At 62.9% G+C, this 16,738-nt stretch carries 17 protein-coding genes, 1 tRNA gene and 1 other RNA gene; 4 read left to right on the top strand and 15 right to left on the bottom strand.

Features of this window, described 5'->3' with window-relative positions; all coding sequences use genetic code 11:
* Position 1: 1 nt before the first annotated feature.
* Positions 2–1,417 (bottom strand): L-seryl-tRNA(Sec) selenium transferase, encoded by a 1,416-nt coding sequence (selA, locus tag JONANDRAFT_RS02330; protein WP_008522626.1) that lies wholly within the window; start codon positions 1,415–1,417, stop codon positions 2–4.
* Between the two features lie 107 nt (positions 1,418–1,524).
* Here selA and yedF point away from each other — a divergent pair, with 107 nt between their 5' ends.
* On the top strand, positions 1,525–2,115 hold the full coding sequence (gene yedF / locus JONANDRAFT_RS02325; RefSeq protein ID WP_008522624.1) for a sulfurtransferase-like selenium metabolism protein YedF: 591 nt from the start codon (positions 1,525–1,527) through the stop codon (positions 2,113–2,115).
* Positions 2,116–2,152: 37 nt separating this feature from the next.
* Here the strand turns inward: yedF and murB are convergent, their stop codons facing one another.
* From murB to lepA, 3 genes are read right to left on the bottom strand one after another with little or no spacing between them, the layout of a single operon-like run.
* Positions 2,153–3,106, bottom strand: coding sequence for a UDP-N-acetylmuramate dehydrogenase (gene murB, locus JONANDRAFT_RS02320; protein WP_008522621.1), 954 nt, complete (start codon positions 3,104–3,106; stop codon positions 2,153–2,155).
* 42 nt (positions 3,107–3,148) lie between these two features.
* Positions 3,149–4,294, bottom strand: coding sequence for a coproporphyrinogen-III oxidase family protein (locus JONANDRAFT_RS02315; RefSeq protein WP_008522620.1), 1,146 nt, complete (start codon positions 4,292–4,294; stop codon positions 3,149–3,151).
* Positions 4,278–6,104: a translation elongation factor 4 gene (lepA, locus tag JONANDRAFT_RS02310; protein WP_035786741.1), complete on the bottom strand. Its 1,827-nt coding sequence runs from the start codon at positions 6,102–6,104 to the stop codon at positions 4,278–4,280. The genes JONANDRAFT_RS02315 and lepA overlap by 17 nt, the downstream gene beginning before the upstream one ends.
* A gap of 184 nt (positions 6,105–6,288) precedes the next feature.
* Here lepA and JONANDRAFT_RS02305 point away from each other — a divergent pair, with 184 nt between their 5' ends.
* Positions 6,289–6,861 (top strand): HD domain-containing protein, encoded by a 573-nt coding sequence (locus JONANDRAFT_RS02305; protein WP_008522616.1) that lies wholly within the window; start codon positions 6,289–6,291, stop codon positions 6,859–6,861.
* A 20-nt stretch (positions 6,862–6,881) separates the two neighbouring features.
* On the opposite strand, the gene ffs is transcribed toward JONANDRAFT_RS02305, so the two are convergent.
* An RNA gene (ffs, locus tag JONANDRAFT_RS07915) (signal recognition particle sRNA small type) lies at positions 6,882–6,980 on the bottom strand.
* Positions 6,981–7,139: 159 nt separating this feature from the next.
* On the opposite strand from ffs, the gene JONANDRAFT_RS02300 reads away from it, so the two are divergent.
* Both JONANDRAFT_RS02300 and JONANDRAFT_RS02295 read left to right on the top strand, forming a co-directional pair.
* Positions 7,140–7,228: transfer RNA gene (locus tag JONANDRAFT_RS02300), tRNA-Ser, on the top strand.
* Between the two features lie 113 nt (positions 7,229–7,341).
* Entirely contained in the window at positions 7,342–8,595 is a 1,254-nt protein-coding gene (locus JONANDRAFT_RS02295) for an arginine deiminase (protein WP_008522613.1), read from the top strand.
* Positions 8,596–8,659: 64 nt separating this feature from the next.
* On the opposite strand, the gene JONANDRAFT_RS02290 is transcribed toward JONANDRAFT_RS02295, so the two are convergent.
* The 10 genes from JONANDRAFT_RS02290 to acpP all read right to left on the bottom strand — a co-directional run bounded on the left by JONANDRAFT_RS02290 (position 8,660) and on the right by acpP (position 16,716).
* Positions 8,660–9,484: a hypothetical protein gene (locus JONANDRAFT_RS02290; protein ID WP_008520431.1), complete on the bottom strand. Its 825-nt coding sequence runs from the start codon at positions 9,482–9,484 to the stop codon at positions 8,660–8,662.
* Positions 9,481–10,071: an orotate phosphoribosyltransferase gene (gene pyrE, locus JONANDRAFT_RS02285; protein ID WP_008520429.1), complete on the bottom strand. Its 591-nt coding sequence runs from the start codon at positions 10,069–10,071 to the stop codon at positions 9,481–9,483. Before pyrE ends, JONANDRAFT_RS02290 begins: the two co-directional genes overlap by 4 nt.
* On the bottom strand, positions 10,059–10,775 hold the full coding sequence (gene pyrF, locus JONANDRAFT_RS02280) for an orotidine-5'-phosphate decarboxylase (protein WP_008520427.1): 717 nt from the start codon (positions 10,773–10,775) through the stop codon (positions 10,059–10,061). The genes pyrE and pyrF overlap by 13 nt, the downstream gene beginning before the upstream one ends.
* Positions 10,772–11,725, bottom strand: coding sequence for a dihydroorotate dehydrogenase (locus tag JONANDRAFT_RS02275; protein ID WP_008520425.1), 954 nt, complete (start codon positions 11,723–11,725; stop codon positions 10,772–10,774). Before JONANDRAFT_RS02275 ends, pyrF begins: the two co-directional genes overlap by 4 nt.
* Positions 11,709–12,467, bottom strand: a complete 759-nt coding sequence (locus JONANDRAFT_RS02270) for an iron-sulfur cluster-binding protein (RefSeq protein WP_008522611.1) — start codon at positions 12,465–12,467, stop codon at positions 11,709–11,711. The genes JONANDRAFT_RS02275 and JONANDRAFT_RS02270 overlap by 17 nt, the downstream gene beginning before the upstream one ends.
* Positions 12,415–13,026, bottom strand: a complete 612-nt coding sequence (gene pyrR, locus JONANDRAFT_RS02265) for a bifunctional pyr operon transcriptional regulator/uracil phosphoribosyltransferase PyrR (RefSeq protein ID WP_008522605.1) — start codon at positions 13,024–13,026, stop codon at positions 12,415–12,417. Before pyrR ends, JONANDRAFT_RS02270 begins: the two co-directional genes overlap by 53 nt.
* A 3-nt stretch (positions 13,027–13,029) precedes the next feature.
* On the bottom strand, positions 13,030–14,343 hold the full coding sequence (locus JONANDRAFT_RS02260) for a dihydroorotase (protein ID WP_008522604.1): 1,314 nt from the start codon (positions 14,341–14,343) through the stop codon (positions 13,030–13,032).
* Positions 14,344–14,380: 37 nt separating this feature from the next.
* Positions 14,381–15,100 (bottom strand): ribonuclease III family protein, encoded by a 720-nt coding sequence (locus JONANDRAFT_RS02255; RefSeq protein WP_008520418.1) that lies wholly within the window; start codon positions 15,098–15,100, stop codon positions 14,381–14,383.
* Positions 15,088–16,329: a beta-ketoacyl-ACP synthase II gene (gene fabF / locus JONANDRAFT_RS02250; RefSeq protein WP_008520415.1), complete on the bottom strand. Its 1,242-nt coding sequence runs from the start codon at positions 16,327–16,329 to the stop codon at positions 15,088–15,090. The genes JONANDRAFT_RS02255 and fabF overlap by 13 nt, the downstream gene beginning before the upstream one ends.
* A gap of 135 nt (positions 16,330–16,464) precedes the next feature.
* A complete protein-coding gene (acpP, locus tag JONANDRAFT_RS02245) occupies positions 16,465–16,716 on the bottom strand; it encodes an acyl carrier protein (RefSeq protein ID WP_008520413.1) in 252 nt (83 codons plus the stop codon).
* Positions 16,717–16,738: the final 22 nt, after the last annotated feature.

Here is a 16,738-nt window from a genome sequence, read left to right as displayed (position 1 = left end):
GTCACGCCTCCAGCGCTTGGCGCAACGACTTCAGCAGGGCCGATTCGCAGTCGGGGGCAAGCGTCCGCAGGTGCAGGACGAGGGCCCCGTCGCCGGCGCCGGCCACAACGGGAAAGTCGGCGTGACGGAGCCGCTCTTGAATCGCCCCGGAGCTGAGGGACTCGGAAGACCTCACGGAGACCCCCCACCCGGCCAGAGGGCGTTCCGGGTAGGAGCCGCCGCCAACGGCGTCTTGGGTCTGAACGACGGCGGTTAGCAGGCACAGGTCCGCCAGCTCAGCGTCGATTTTCCTCTTCAGCGCTTCGGCGCGCTCGTACAAAACGGTGGCCGGAGCCGAGACCATGGCCAACGTCGGAACCTGCCTCCACTGGCCGCTCAGGTAAAGCCGAAGGGTCGCCTCGGCTGCGGCCAGCGACAGTTTGTCGCACCGGAGAGCCCGCAGCAGCTGGTGGTGACGCAGGCGATCGATGACGTTTCGGCGGCCGACGATCCCGCCGAACTGCGGCCCGCCGAGCAGTTTGTCCCCAGAGAACGTCACGACGTCGACGCCCGAGTCGAGGCACTGGCAAACGGTCGGTTCGTCCTCAATTCCCAGCGCTCTCGGATCGGCCAAGATGCCGCTGCCCAGGTCCTCCATCAGCAGGACGCCCCGGCGGTGAGCCAGTTCGGCCAGTTCCTCGCGGGGAACCTGGGAGTGGAATCCGGTAATTCGGAAGTTGGACGGGTGCACTTTGAGAAGCATGGCCGTGTCGTCGGTGATGGCCTTCTCGTAGTCGGAGACGTGAGTTCGGTTGGTGCAGCCCACCTCGACGAGCTCGGTTCCAGCGAAGCCCATGATATCGGGAATCCGAAAGGAGCCGCCGATCTCGACCAACTCGCCCCGGGAGACGACGGCCTGTTTTCCGCCGGCCAGAGCCGCCAGAGCGAGCAGAACCGCGCCGGCGTTGTTGTTCACGACGACGGCCGCTTCCGCCCCGGTGAGCTGGCACAGGAGCCATTCCACGTGGCTGTTTCTCTGGCCGCGGTGACCGCTCTCCAAGTTGTATTCCAACGTGCTGTAGCCTCGGGCCACTTCCGCGACGGCTTGAACAGCCTGTTCTGCCAGCGGAGAGCGGCCTAAGTTGGTGTGGATCACCACGCCTGTGGCGTTGATCACCGGGCGAAGGCTGGGCTTCTGACGCCGTTTCAGTTCTTCGACGATTTCGGCGAAAAAGGACTCGTCGCTGTACGTTTCTCTTTGGTCGGCCAAAATATCGGCCCGCCAGCGGTCCAATGTGCTCCGGCAGATTTTTTTCATCGTGCCTCGGTCGACAAGGTCATCGTACCCTGACAGCCTCGAATCGCTCAGCACTTTTTCCATGGCCGGCAAAGACCGCAAAAGAGCCTGCCTCTTATTCTCGTTGCTCACGTCCAACACCTGCCCTGTGGTAATCGTTGTCTCCCTGGGATATAATTTTATAAGTACTATACCAATTTTGAGGATGCTGTCCAACGGCACCCTGAAGATCGACGAGGTGACCTGTCATGAAAAAAGTAGACGCACGGGGCCAGCAATGCCCCCAACCGGTAATGATGACCCGCGAAGCCCTAGCCAGCGCGCCCGAAGCTATTCAGGTAACTGTGGACAACGCCATTGCCGGACAGAACGTATCCCGCTTCTTGACCAGCCAGGGCTACGCGGTGAAGCTGTCAGCCGAGAACGACGACATCATCATCGAAGGCACCAAGGCCGTTTCGTCTCCGGCCCCGGCGAAAGCCGAGTGCCAGCCAGCCCGGGCGCTCAAGCCCGCCATGCTGATCACCCATCAGACGCTGGGCGGCAACGACGCCGAGCTCGGCGAAGTGCTGATCAAAGGTCTGCTGGGAACCCTGTCCCAGCTGGACGACCTGCGCCCTGCGGTCGTGGCCCTGATGAACGAAGGAGTCAAGCTGGCCGTGAGGGGAACTCCGACCTGCGAGGCACTGAACGCCTACGAAAAGGCCGGCGGCTCCGTGTTGGTCTGCGGCACCTGCCTCAAGCACTTCGGCCTGACCGACAGCATTGGCGTCGGCGTTGTGTCCAACATGTTTGAAATCGTCTCGACGATGCTGGCGTCCAACGCCGTCTGCCTGTAATCCGCTCTTCTATGCCCTCCCGCTCGGGAGGGCATTTTTATTCCCCGCAGAGCCGGCTGGCCGGAAAAACCAAGCCGGCAGGGCTCACGTAGCGGACTTCCGTGTTCATCCAAATGCCGGTACGGGCAAAGACCCGACGGCGCAGAAGCCCTATCAGGGCCACGGCTTGAGCGCAGGTACCGCCGCCTCGGTTGATGATGAAGTTGCCGTGTTCGGCGCTCACGGCCATTGAGCCGACCGCCGTCCCTTTGAGCCCCATCCGGTCGATGACCTTGCCGGGAGGGCCAAACCGCTCGAACAGCCCGGTGTCGTTGCTGAACACCGACCCGCAGGTTGGCCATCGAAGGGGGAACTTCCGCTTCCGGTCGGCCAAAACCGCGGCCATTTCGGCCAAGACGCCCAGCCGATCGGACTGGACAAGACGCAGGACCGCTGAAAGGATGATCCAACCGCCGGACTGAAAGACCGACGACCGGTACGAGAAGCCGCAGTCCTTCTGCGAAACTTCCTGAATTTGGCCTGTCGGGTCGAGGGCTTTCACCGAGACGACCGACTCGCCGATACAGCGCCGCAGGCTTCCGGCATTCATGAACACCAACCCACCCAAACAGCCCGGTACGCCGATCAGGTGTTCCAGCCCGGACAGCCCCCGCGAGCCGGTCTGACGGACGACCCCCGGCCCCCAAGCTCCCGCCTGCACGCGAACGGTTTCGCCGTCAATGACGCAGGCGCCGCAGCGGGATCCTATTTTCATCACCACGCCGCGCACGCCCTCGTCGTCAAACAACAGGTTTGACCCTTGGCCGATGACGACGAGCGGAACGCCTTCCCGACAGCAGAAGTCCCGAACCGCTTCGACTTGCCCGGCCTCGCCGGGGACGGCAAACAGATCGGCCCGTCCGCCGATTCGCCAGCTGCAGTGCCGGCTCAAATCCTCATCTCGAACTGACGGGACAATCCGCTCGATTTCCCGGATGATCTGCTCGTCCAAAAATCGACTCCCCTTTTCCTTCAAGCCGCCGTTTCGCGGCGTTCATAATTCAAGCAGTTCACTCCAAAGCGCGTTGCCCAGCCTCATGCCCTTCGGCGTTAGGCTCAGCCGACCGGCCCGAACGGCAAAACAATCCGGCGGCAGAAGGGACAGACGGCGTTCCAGCTCGCCCCGGGCCCGGCGGCCAAATTGGCTCTCCCAGGACGCCAAGTCGATTCCCTGGGCCATACGAGTGCCCAAGATAACCGCCTCGCTGGCGGCCCGGCCGCCTTTAAGTTCCTCCCAGCCGGCAAGAGGAAGCCGCCCGGCCGCCAAGTCAGCGGCCCATCGGCCGACGGTCGGCTCGCCGCACGTCCGGCACCCTTCCCAGTACCCCCAAGCCGACGGCCCGGCAGGCAGAACGTTGGCGCGGGTCCAGTACAGCTGGTTGTGCCGGCTTTCCTCGCCCGGCCCGGCGAACGACGCGATCTCGTACTGTCGAAACCCCTGACGCGGCAGGTACCACTGGGCCCATCGGTACGGGGCGTAGCCGCCGCCCAGTTCCTTTGGCCTATGAGCCCACCAGTAGCTGCCCGGCTCGATGGACAGCTGATACAAGGACAGGTGTCTAACTCCCGTGCTGACCAGCCTTTTCACCGTCTCGGCGAAATTCCTCAGCGTCTGCCCCGGCAGGCCGAACATGACGTCGCAGGACACCCGAAAGCCGAGCCGGACGCACTGGGCTGTCCGCTCCAGCGCCTGAACGGCACTGTGATGCCGGGACAGGCCGCTCAAGATTCGGTCGTCAAGAGACTGGACGCCCAAGCTCACCCGGTTGACGCCATGGTCCTGCCACAGCCCGATCAGCTCGTCTGTCAGGCTTTCCGGGTTCGCCTCGGCGGTAAACTCCGCGCTGCTTTCCCGCTTCAGCCATTCCAGCCCGGCAAACAATCTCCGCCACGCGTCAATCGGCAGGGCCGACGGCGTGCCGCCTCCGATATAAACTGTTTGAAGCTTCCCGCTGTAGCGGCTCGCGAGTATTCCAAGCTCCCGCTCGACGCCGGTCAGGTACTCGTCCAGCGCCCGCGCCGTGAGAGGCCGGCTGTAAAATGAACAGTACGGGCACTTGCCCCGACAGAATGGCACGTGCAGGTACAGCCCGCAGGGACCGGAGCCAGTTCCTCTGAACAGGTCAGCGGCTGTCCGCATCGTCCACGTCCAGAAAGCGCAGGAACGCCTCCGGCGGAATGGACACCCGTCCGATGAGCTTCATCCGTTCTTTTCCTTTTTTCTGTTTCTCCAGCAGCTTGTTCTTCCGCGTGATGTCGCCGCCGTAGCACTTGGCCAGCACGTCCTTGCGGAGCGCTTTCACGTTGGCTCGGACGATCACCCGCTTGCCGATAGACGCCTGAATGGGCACCTCGAACAGTTGGCGGGGAATCAGCTCCTTCAGCTTGGAAACGACCTTCTGTCCCCGGTGGTACGCGTCGTCGCCGTGACAGATAAACGAGAAGGCGTCCACGCTCTCGCCGTTCATCAGCACGTCGACCTTGACCAAGTCCGACGGCTCAAAGCCGATGTGATCGTAGTCCAGCGACGCATAACCCCGGGTGACCGCCTGAAGCCGGTCGTAAAAGTCGACGATGAACTCGGCCAACGGCAGCTTGTAAATGGCCCGCACCCGATCCGGCGTGATGTACTCCATCGTCTCGAACGTGCCCCGCTTGTCCTGACAGAGCTGCATGACTTTGCCGACGTAGTCCGACGGCGTGTAAACGGTCAGGCGGATCATCGGCTCCCGAACCTGGTCAATCTCGCCGGCGTCAGGGAAGTCGGTCGGCCGGTGGGCTTCCAGTATAGAGCCGTTTTTCAGCAACAACTGATAGACCACGTTGGGGAACGTTGCCACCAGCGACACGCCGAACTCCCGTTCCAGCCGCTCTCGGGTAATGTCCATGTGGAGCAGCCCCAAAAATCCGCAGCGGAAACCGAAGCCCAGCGCTGCCGACGTTTCCGGGTCAAAGCTCAGCGACGCGTCGTTCAGCGCCAGTTTTTCCAGCGCGTCCCGAACCTGCGGGTACGAGTCCCGGTCCACCGGGTAAATGCCGCAGTACACCACCGGCTTGACCGACTTGTACCCCGGCAGGGGGCTCGACGCCGGGACGTCGTCTGACGTGACCGTGTCGCCGACCCTCGCCTCGTGCAGGGTCTTGATGCTGGCGGTAAAATATCCCACTTCTCCGGGCCCCAGTTCGCCGATCGGGTTCCAGAGCGGGGAAAAGACGCCAACCTCTTCAACTTCGTAGGTGGCGCCTGTCGCCATCAGCCTGATTTTTCGGCCGGCCTTCAGCGTGCCGTTGACCATTCGGATGTAGCAGACCACGCCCCGATAGTTGTCGTACACCGCGTCAAAGATGAGCGCCTGCAGCGGCGCTTGTGGGTCTCCCGACGGCGGAGGCACCAGCGCGACGATCTGTTCCAAAATTTCTTTAATGCCGATCCCCTCTTTGGCGCTGCAGGGAACCGCCTTGGACGCGTCGATGCCCACCACGTCCTCTACTTCCTTGCGGATTTCCTCCGGACGGGCGGACGGCAGGTCGATCTTGTTCAGCACCGGCAGAATTTCCAACCCTTGGTCGAACGCCTTGTACGCGTTGGCCAGCGTCTGGGCCTGAACACCTTGGGTCGAGTCCACGACGAGCAGAGCGCCCTCGCACGCCGCCAGCGATCGGGAAACCTCATAGCCAAAGTCGACGTGACCGGGCGTGTCGATCAGGTTGAGCACGTAGTCCTCGCCGTCTTGGGCCCGATAGGCCATTCGGACCGGCACCGACTTGATGGTGATGCCCCGCTCCCGTTCCAGCTCCAAGGTGTCGAGGACCTGATCTTTCATATTTCTGGGATCAATGGCTCCGGTAAATTCCAGCAGCCGGTCGGCCAAGGTCGACTTGCCGTGGTCAATGTGAGCCACGATAGAAAAGTTGCGTATTTTAGAGATCTCGGCGGTCACGTGAGTCATTCCTCCGTTTTGCCGGGCGAACCCGAACTAAGCTGATATTAAAGTATACCCTAAAGAATACGTTCACGAAACTGGCAAGCCTTGAAGCTTCGGTGGCGCTTTGCCGGTCAGCCTCGCGAACCGGCGGCCTTTTGAGTATAATAACCTCACTTTTCCCATCAAAAGCAGTAAGGAAGCGAGAAATATGAGCCTAAATTCTTCCAGCCGGCGGGAGTTGCCGTCGTTCGCCCAGATACGCCAGCTTCATCAGCTTCACGGGACGCCACAGCGGGTGAGACGTCATGAACGGGCTGTCGCCTTGACGGCCCTTCGCCTCGGCCGGGCGCTCGTCCGAAATGGACGGGCCGTCGACCTGTCGCTGCTCGTCACTGCGGCCCTGACTCACGACCTGCGGCGAACCGACGGCATGGGGCACGACCAAACAGGAGCCCGCGCCCTCCGGGAAGCGGGGTTCCCCGCGCCGGCCAAGCTGGTCGCAAGACATTTTGAGCTGGGGCGCTCGCCGTCAGTCGAGGCGAAGCTGCTCTATCTGGCCGACAAGATGACCAGCGACCATTCGCTCTGCACCATCGACGAGCGGGAACGAGCCATGCTGGCGAAAATTCCGCCGGCGGCGGCTCAGGCGTGCCGAGCCCGATTGGACGCGGCCCGGGCCGTCGCTGACGAGTTTCTCCGTCTGACCGGCAAGGACGCCGGCGAGGCAGCAGGCAGGCCGTCAAAGCGCGTCCGGTCAAAGCCGTCCGTCGGCCGCTCATAAAAACACCCGGCATCACGGCTGAGCGGCCAGAGTCTTGTGGCACCCAGACCATCTCCTTACCGCTGCTTCCTTCCGGACCTGACGGGGTTGGGGAGCGTTCTGCCGCACAAGGCTGACCGCTCAGCCGAAACGCCGAGCGACAAGAGTCATACTAACGTGAGAAGCCGGAAATATCAAGGGGGACGGCTGCGGGAGAGACGAATTAAAGTTTTTCGTTGAATCGGTTCCCTCTTCAGCCTTGCGGCTCTCTTTGGTACGTGTTACAATTGCCGCGTTGCGGAGAGGTGTCCGAGCGGTCGATGGTGCTTGCTTGGAAGGCAAGTGTACCCACAAGGTACCGAGAGTTCAAATCTCTCCCTCTCCGCCACTTAGGACAAACGATCACCCGCACAGCGGGTGATTTTTTTACGCTGAAGACAGCTTCAGAACAACTCACCGCCGCGCCCTCAATGAGCCAGCGGGAAGAAGGAGGAAAGCGCCGTGGCCTTTCATGTCAGTTCCGAAATCGGTCGTCTCCGAGAAGTTATCATGCAGCCGCCCGGGTGCGGGATCGAACGCTGCACGCCGACAAACGTCTCATCTCTGGCATGGGACGCCGTGCCGAGTCCCAAGAAAGCGCTGGAGGAACACAAGGAGTTCGTCCGCGCGGTCGAGTCGTTCGGCACGAAGGTCTTCCTCTTTGAAGACCTGCTGCGCGAGACGCTGGAGAACCCGATTGCCCGCGCTCAAGTTGTATGCGGCGTGATCGACATCGAGCGTCCCTTTTTGGACGAGCAGACCTGCGAGACCGTCGCGGACTTTCTCTCGTCGCTTTCCCCGCAGCAGCTCGTCGACAGGCTGTTCTACGGGATGACCAAGCTGGAACTAAGCGAGGCCACCGACGGCGTATCCCTCAGAACTCTGGCGGATAGCACGACCCACTGGTGCCTCTACCCGATGACAAACGTCCTCTACAGCCGAGACCCGGCCATCATTATGGGCGACCTGCCGATCTTCGGCGTGATGAACAACCCGGACCGGCACAAGGAGCCCCTCTGCTACAAGGCCATTTTCACCTACCATCCTCACTTCGCCGACTGGAACAAACAGGCGTGGTACGGGAAGGCGCCCGGCGATACGGCTCCGATTGAGGGCGGCAACGTCCACTGCTACAGCAGCCAGCTGTTCGTCGTGGGAGTCAACGACCGGACGCGCCCACAGGCGATCGAGCAGCTGGCCCGACGGACGATGGACAACGGGCCGATAACCGACGTTCTGGCCCTGATGTTCGACAACCCGCGAATGAACGCCGCCGACCCGATGGGAATGTACCTTCACGTGGACATGTTCCTGAACATGATTGACCATGACGCGTTCCTGTTCTACCCGTACGTGGAGGAGAAAATCACGGCCCTCCACATCACCCGGGGCGCGAAGAACACACTGAAGGTTCACCGTGAAGATTCGCTCTTCGGCGCCATCAAGCGGCTTTTAGGGCTGAGCGCCGTCCGCATCATCAAGGTGGGCGGCGAAGAGGCGCACGACGTGGCGTTCGCCGAACAGCGCGCCGGCTCGGGCGGCAACACGGTAAATCTGGAGCCCGGCCGGGTTTGCATTTGGGACCGCAACGAGGTGACCATCGAGGCACTTCAAAAAGGCGGCATCAACGTCGTGGCCGTCAAGGCCGACGAGCTGGTCAAAGGCGGCGGCGGTCCGAGATGCTCCACCATGCCGCTGATTCGGGACGACTTATAGACGACTTAAAAAGCGCCCGCTAGGCAAAAAGCCTAGCGGGCGCTTTTTGTATGCCGTTAAAACGTTACGGGCACGGGCGCTCCTGTCCCAGCTTGAGAAACGTGTCGTGCAGGGCAAACAGCGGCTGGGGCCCCACCGGCGGATCGATGAACGCGACGCCGGGCGCGCCGCGAAGCGACCGGGCCAACGAGTCCGACACGGTCCAGTCGACGATGAGCGTGGCGCCTTTCCATGGCGGCGAGGTTTTGCGGCGAAGCGAATCGGGCAGGGACAGCCAGTGCTGCACCTCCGCCTTGGCTTCCGCGCCGCTTTTTTCTACCTGACAGCCCAACGCCTGCCAGAACACGGACAGACACCCGCCAAGTTCCCAGAACCTTCGGCCGCTCAGCTGCTGCCGGCCCGACAGGATCGTGCTGTTGAGCCGGGACTCGAACTCGGCGAGCCGGCGCTGAAAAAACGAATAGTGCTTCGGCTGGAGCGACGCGGCGACGGTCATGACCTTCTGGGCCACGTACGGCAGCCGAGCCGGATCGAGGTAAAAGACTTCGTCAGGCTGACCGTCGGTCTGAGGGCGCTCGTCGTACAGAACCGACACGTGAGGCAGGAGTCTCCCGTCCCGTCCAACCAGACGGAACCGCTTCGCCTGCGCCACGTCGAGAGCCAACAGGGGCGTTTTGCCGTCCCAGCGGTGCTTTTCGGTTTTGCCGTCGACCTGCCACGGCGTGATCGGCGCCACCGGCAGGTACGTCCCGCCCAAAAACGCGCCGATGCTTCCAAGCCACGGGTCAGTTGTCATCAGGTCAAACGAGGCGGCGCAAGCGGCAGAGCTGACCGCAAGGCACAGGCCCAGCGCTAGAACCGCGGCGCTCCGGGCGGCGCCGCGCCTCATTTGGACAGGTCTCTGCTCCCCGGTTTCACAGGCGGCGTTCCCAGTGAAGCGCAAAGAGGGCACTCGCTTTCCTCGTAGGTCGGGAACGAAATTTTCATCAGCGAGATGAGCGACGGGCCGATGACGTTGTCGCCGCCGCTGCGGTCGACGATGCAGGCCGAGCCGACCCAGCGGCACCCGAGCGATGCCACGTGAACGGCCGTTTCCTTAAGCGAGCCGCCGGTCGTGATGACGTCCTCGACGACCACGAACTTTTTACCCTCCGGCGCCGGGAACCTCCGCAGCCGCATGGCTCCCGCCTCGCGCTCGCAGAACAAAAACGGAACGTCAAGCGCCCGAGCCACTTCGTGACCGATGATCAACCCGCCAAGAGCAGGAGAGACGATGAAATCCGGCTCCAAAGGCCGAAGCAGCTTGGCCAGCTCCGCGCCGGCGAACGCGGCCTTTTTGGGGTAGCGGAGCATCATGGCGCACTGCATGTAGTTGCCGCTGTGGCGGCCCGACGTGAGCCGGAAATGCCCTTGAAGCCACGCGCCGCTCTCGATCATCATTGATTTAATCTGCTCTTCTACGGTCAGACCCGACATGATAATCCCTCCTGTATGGACTGTTTGATTGCATCCATCGCGCCTTCCAGATCTTTTGCTTTGTAGATCGGACGACCCATGACCAGATAATCTGCCCCGGCGATAATCGCGTCTTTCGGCGTGGCAACCCGCGTCTGGTCGTCCCCTGCCGCAGCCAGACGGACGCCCGGGACGACTTTCAGCAACCGAGGCGACGTGCAGCTTTTTACGATCGGCAGGTCGAGCGGCGAGCAGACGAGTCCGTCAAGCCCCGTATCGTCGCAGAGCTTCGCTCTGGCTCGGATCGCCGCTTCGATGGACGTTCCGGGAGCCACCTCCGACCAACTTTCCTCCGAGAAGCTGGTCAGGACGGTGATCGCCAAGATCTTCATCGACGAGCCTCGGGCGTTTCGGGCGGCCACAGCTTCTTCCAGCATGCGCCGTCCGCCGGCGCCGTGAACCGTCACGCACCACAGCCCGGCGTCGGCCAAGGCCTCGATCGCCAGCCGAACGGTGTTGGGAATGTCGTGAAGCTTCAGGTCGAGAAACAGGTCAAAGCCCCGGTCAACGATCTCGTCGATGAAAGGGCGTCCTCCCAGAGAGTACAGTCTCGGCCCGATCTTGATTCCCCGGACCAGCCCGGCCAAACGGTCAACAGTCTGTCGGGCCTCCTTGAGGGTGTCAAGGTCCAGAGCGGCAAAAAGCGGCAGGTCTTTCTCTGTCATCGTCTCATCCTCTCCTGTAAATCCCGGTCAGGCCTCGCCAGACCGACCAACTCGCCGACTGATTGAAAACCTCGGCGGGATACTTCCTCTTCAAGCCCTCGGGCGATGCGCTCTAAGACGCTGAAATCGGAAAAAAGCGCCATCCCCACTTCGACCGCCGCCGCGCCGGCCATCAGCATGGCAACGGCCGAGTCAGCCGAGGCGACGCCGCCGCAGCCCACGACGGGAATATCCACGGCGCCGCAGACTTGCCAAACCATCCGAAGGGCCAAGGGGAAAATCGCCGGGCCGGAAAGTCCCGCCACAACCCGGTCAAAAGCCGGACGGGCTTTGACCGTGTCGATTGCAGCTCCCAACCACGTGTTGGCGACGACAAGAGCGCTGGCCCCCGCGTCCTGGGCGGCCTTGGCCACGGCGCACGGATCGGGCGCCTGCGGGGTCAGCTTAACCCACAGCGGGCCGCTCCACCGGCGGCGGACCTGCTGAACCGCTTGGGCCGTCAGGGCAGGATCCACGCCCCAGCTCATGCAGCCTTGATCGACGTTAGGACAGGACACGTTCAGCTCCACGCAGTCAACCGACGGCGCGACTGGCTCCATGGCGTCCAATATCCGTTCCAAGTCGGAAGAGCTTTCCATCGAGACGTTCAGCAGAAGGGGCTTCCCGTAGCTTCTGAGCCGGCCCAGCGTGCCGCCGAAAAACGACCCGGCGCCCTCGTTTTGAAGACCGATGCTGTTCAGCATGCCGCAGGGCGTTTCCCATACCCGCGTTCCGGGGTTGCCCGGCCGCGGATCGGCCGTGATGGCCTTGGAGCACACGGCCCCGGCAAAGTCGAGGTACTCGCCGGCCCAGTACTCTTTTTCGTACGGCCATATGCCCGAGGCGATGACGAGCGGCGAGGTCAGATCCAGCCCGCCGACGTGACACGTCAACTTAGAGATGGAGCTCATCCCAGTCCACCTCCTTCGCCTGAAAGACCGGCCCGTCGATGCAGAGACGCCGACGCCCGGTTTTAAGGCTGACGACGCAGCCGAAGCACCCGCCCATGCCGCAGCCCATCCGTTTTTCCAAGCTGACCTGCATGTCGCTCACAGTCCCGCCCCAGCGGCGGTACAGCGCCGCAAGCATCGGGTTCGGCCCGCAGGCCAGTACTGACCGGCCACTCAGGTCTAAGCCGTCGAGCCCTTGAGTGCAGAACCCTTTCAAGCCGATTTCCCCGGTGTCGCAGTAAAGCTCCGTCTCGCCCGCCCTGCCCGCGACCCAGCGGGCGAACGGCTCCCAAGAGCCGTTCGGCACGCCGAGAAACATTTTCTCAAACGGACCGAAGACCTGCCGGGCAAAAAGGAGCGGCGCCACGCCCAGCGTCCCGGCAACCGCTATCGCCGGGCCAGTCGGCCGACTGAACGCCCCGCCTGCCGGCCCTCGGAACAGGAATTCCGTTCCGGGCTGCCAACGGGTCATCAGCTCGGTTCCCCGCCCGACTTTTCGATAGATCATCTCAAACATGTCGCCGCTCGTGCCGCTGATTCCAAGCGGCCTCAGCAGACGCAGGCTGCGGTCCCCCGGCGAGACCAGCACGAACTGCCCGGGCTGGGCCTGCCGCGCCACGGGAGCGCACTCTACAACTGCAGCGTAAAGGTCAGGGCCTATCTGCTCCTGAGCCCTCAGCGTGCCTATCCAGTCCTTCGTCATCCCCTGTTCCCCTCCTGAGCTCCCCCGCTTGGCAAATGACCACCCGATCCTCGCCGTCCAACTCGCTGAGCCTCACTTCCACGGTCTCGCTTAAAGCCGTAGGCACCCGTCGGCCCAGAAAATCCGGCTGAATCGGCAGCTCCCTATGTCCCCGGTCCACCAGCACGACCAGCTGTACCGACGCGGGACGCCCCAGATCGGTCAGGGCGTCAAGCGCTGCCCGAATCGTCCGGCCGGTATAGAGCACGTCGTCAACCAGAATGATCTTCTGCCCCGTCACGTCGCCGGGCAGGGACGTGCTGTGAACTATCGGCTCGTCGCTCAGCAGCGTCAGATCGTCCCGGTACAGCGTGATGTCCAGCTGCCCTTTAGGGACCTTCACCTTTTCGGCGTTCTGAAGCAGGTCTGCCAGCCGGTTAGCCAAGTAAACGCCTCGGCGCTGAATGCCCAAAAGCATCAGCCCGGCGGCTCCGCCGTTGTGTTCTAGTATCTCGTCGGCAACCCGGCGCAGGGCCCGCTCGATGTGAGCGCCGTCCATGATCGTCCGTTTTTCCCGCAAAGCTCACGCCTCCTGCAGTCCGGCGAACCGGGCGTCGTCCATGTCGCGCCACGTGAACCGACCGCCAAGAACGGTCAGCTTGACCCGTCCAATCAGAGTTTCTCCGTCCCACGGCGTGTTGCGCCCCTTTGAGCGAAAACGGCTTGCATCGACGGTCCACCGCTCTTTCGGGTCAAAGACGACGAGGTCGGCCGGCGAGCCGCTTTTCAGCGTGCCGCCCGGAAGGCCGAGAACAGCAGCGGGACGACAGCTCATTCGGTCGATCAAAAGCGGGAGAGAAAACCGCGGGCTAGCCGACAGTTCGGTCAAGCAGACGGCCAGAGCCGTCTCCAAGCCGACGACGCCGTTCGGCGCTTTCGCTAGTCCCTGCGCTTTTTCCTCCGGCGAGTGGGGCGCGTGGTCCGTGGCGATCACGTCCAGCGTGCCGTCCAGAAGTCCCGTCTCGACAGCCAGTCTGTCCGCCTCCGTCCGAAGGGGCGGGCTCATTTTCGCGTTCGCGCCGCATCGCAGGACCCGCTCTTCCGTCAGGCTGATGTGGTGTGGCGTCGCCTCGGCCGTGACATGGGCCCCCCGGGACTTCGCCCAGGCGATCAGCGCCACGCCCCGGGCGGTCGACACGTGCTGAACGTGCAGGTGAGCGCCGGCCGCTTCGGCCAGCACGATGTCCCGGGCGATGCCGGTCTCTTCCCCTGCCGGCGGGACGCCTTCCAGCCCGAATCGGCGCGACACGTCCCCCTGATTGACCGACCGGTCGCCGCCAAGGCCGGGCGTCTCCGGGTGAATGCTCACGGCGAGGCCCAGAGCAGCCGCCTCCTTGAAAGCGGCAAACGCCACGTCGTTTCGGGCCACCATCAGCCCGTCGTCGGTCAGGCAGCTGGCTCCAGCTTCAGCCAGAGCGCGAAAGTCGGTCAGCTCCTGCCCCTTCATGCCCCGGGTCACTGCGGCCGCGGGAAAGATTCGGCAGTCCAGCGGCTGGGCGTTTCGGAGCGTCCAGCGAACCATCTCCGAGCTGTCGATCGGCGGCGTCGTGTTGGCCATGGTGACGACCGCCGTGTACCCGCCGGCAGCGGCGGCCTGACAGCCTGTCGCCAAAGTCTCCTTATGAGTCTGTCCCGGCTCCCTGAAATGGACGTGCAGGTCTATCAGCCCCGGCGCGAGGACACAGCCGCCGCAGTCAATTGTCCTGTGGGCTTCTGTTCCTTCCGGGATCTGAGAACCGCTCCAAAGAATAACGCCGTCTTCGGCCAGCAGGGCGCCCGGCCCGTCCAAACCTTGGGACGGATCGACCAAACGGCAGTTGCAGAATAACGTCTTCATGACGCACCGCCTTTCAGACTCAAACGCTTTCGGCCGATTATAACAACTCCGCCTCAGTTGGACAACCGATTGCGCACTCTCCCCGCTCTTCAAGAGACCGGATGACCTTCCCCGCAGCGTCCTGCTCAGCCGCCAGCCGGCTCGGCCCTTCGCCGCAGGCCGTCTCGCTGCCGGCCTGAACGCGGACGAAGAAGTGAGGCTCGTGATCCGGGCCGGTTCGTCCCGTCTCCTCGAAAGTCACCGTTACCCTGCAGGAGGCGCCCCACTGGCACAGCAGGGTCTTCGCGTCCAGAGGCGCGAGCGGCTCGGACAGGATCAAGTCCACCAAGCCGCGCATCGCTTCGGCGCCGCCGTCCAAGTAGAGCGCCGCAGCCAAGGCCTCAAAGGCGTCCGCCTTCATGGCCTCGGTCGCCTCCGTCTGTCCCCGCCCACGCCGCAGCAGTTCCCCTAAGCCCAGCTTATCGGCGCAGCGGGCCAAAGACTTTTGGCAGACGAGCCGGGCGCGCCGCCTCGTCAGTTTCCCCTCGTCGTCGTTCGTGCGGGAGCAAAACAACTCGGCGCTGACGGCCCCTTCGATCAGCGCGTCGCCGAGAAATTCCAGACGCTGGTTGTCTCCCCCGCCCCGCTCGGCGGCAAACGACCGGTGAGTCAGAGCTAAGTCCAGCAGTGCGGGGTCACGAAAAACAAGACCTGAGCGCTTTTGAAAAGCGCTCAGGTCTTGAGCTCGGCTTGTCCTGCCGGCTATTAGCTCCTGCATTTTTCGATCGCGATGACGGCGTTGTGTCCGCCAAAGCCGAAGCTGTTGACGAGAACACGGTCAACCGGCCGGCGAAGCGTCTCCTTGACCACGGTGACGTTACACTCCGGGTCCTGATTTTCCAAGTTCAGCGTTCGGTGAATGATTCCTTCCTCCAAAGACTGAATGGCGGCGACGGTCTCCATGCCGCCGGCCGCGCCCAAGCCGTGGCCGATCATCGACTTGGTGGAGTTCACGAGGATATCGGGCGCCGCGGCGCCGAATACCCGGTTGATCGCTTGAGACTCCATCACGTCGTTGAGACCGGTCGACGTGCCGTGAGCGTTGATCAGGTCGACTCGATCCCAGCCGGCTTCTTCCACCGCCATCTGCATGGCCCGGGCTGCGCCTTCGCCGTTCGGGTCGGGTGCGGTAATATGACTGGCGTCACAGGAACTGCCGTACCCTCTGATTTCGCCGTAAATGTGAGCGCCCCGCGCCCGCGCCCGCTCCATATCCTCCAAGACGAGCACGCCGGCGCCCTCGCCGACGACGAAACCGTCCCGATCCCGGTCAAAAGGACGGGAAGCCCGGCCCGGCTCGTCGTTGCGGGTGGAAAGGGCCTTCATGGCCGCAAAACCGGCCACACAAATACTGCACACCGCCGCTTCGGTGCCGCCCGCCAGCATGACGTCAGCGTCGCCCCGGCTGATAGCCCGAGCCGCCTCGCCGATGTTGTTCACGCCGGTCGCGCAGGCCGTAACGACGCAGAAGCACGGGCCCTTCGCTTTCTGCTGAATTGCCACGTACGCCGCCGCCATGTTGGTGATCATCATGGGGATGAAGAACGGGCTGACCCGCCGGTGTCCGGCGGTGATGAGAGTCTGGAAGTTCTCGAAGCAGGTGGAAATTCCGCCCTGCCCGGAACCGATGTACACGCCGAAACGATAGGGATCCACCGATCCAGCGGCAAGCCCCGCATCGTCCATGGCCATCTGACTGGCCGCGACGGCGAACTGAATGGCCCGATCGGCCCGTTTGGCTTCCTTTCGGGGCATATAGTCTTCAGGATTAAAGTCTTTCACTTCAGCGGCAATTCGTACGGGGAACTCGGACGCGTCGAAGGCGGTAATCGGCCCGACGCCGTTCGTCCCCGCTTCAAGAGCCCGCCAGTAATTGTTTTTGCCACTGCCGATTGGGCTCACGACGCCCAGTCCGGTAATAGCTACCTTCCGTTCAGTGATGGTCACTGAATTCACTCCTCTCGCGGAGTCAAATGTAAACCTAGCCCGCCGGGTTCTCCCCTGCGGGGAAAAAGGACACAGTTTGCCGTCGAATACAGGGGAGGCCCTCAGGGCCTCCCCTGAAATGCGGCTGGAGCAAGGCTAGCCTTCGATTCCCAGCTTTTCACAGGCGTAGTTGATAGCCTCGCCGACGGACGTGAGCTTCTCAGCGTCTTCGTCCGGGATCTCGATGTCGAATTCCTCTTCGATGCCCATGATGAGCTCGACAATGTCAAGGGAGTCAGCCCCCAGATCCTCTACGAACGAGGCCTCGGGCTTGATCTGCTCCTCGTCGACGTCAAGACGGTCGATGATGATCTCCTTCAGTTTTGCGAATACTTCTTCTCGAGTCATGGTTCCACCTCCTTTCAAGGAA

It is taken from the genome of Jonquetella anthropi DSM 22815 (genome assembly GCF_000237805.1).
Lineage (GTDB): Bacteria > Synergistota > Synergistia > Synergistales > Dethiosulfovibrionaceae > Jonquetella > Jonquetella anthropi.
This window is presented reverse-complemented; position numbering and strand designations above follow the sequence as displayed.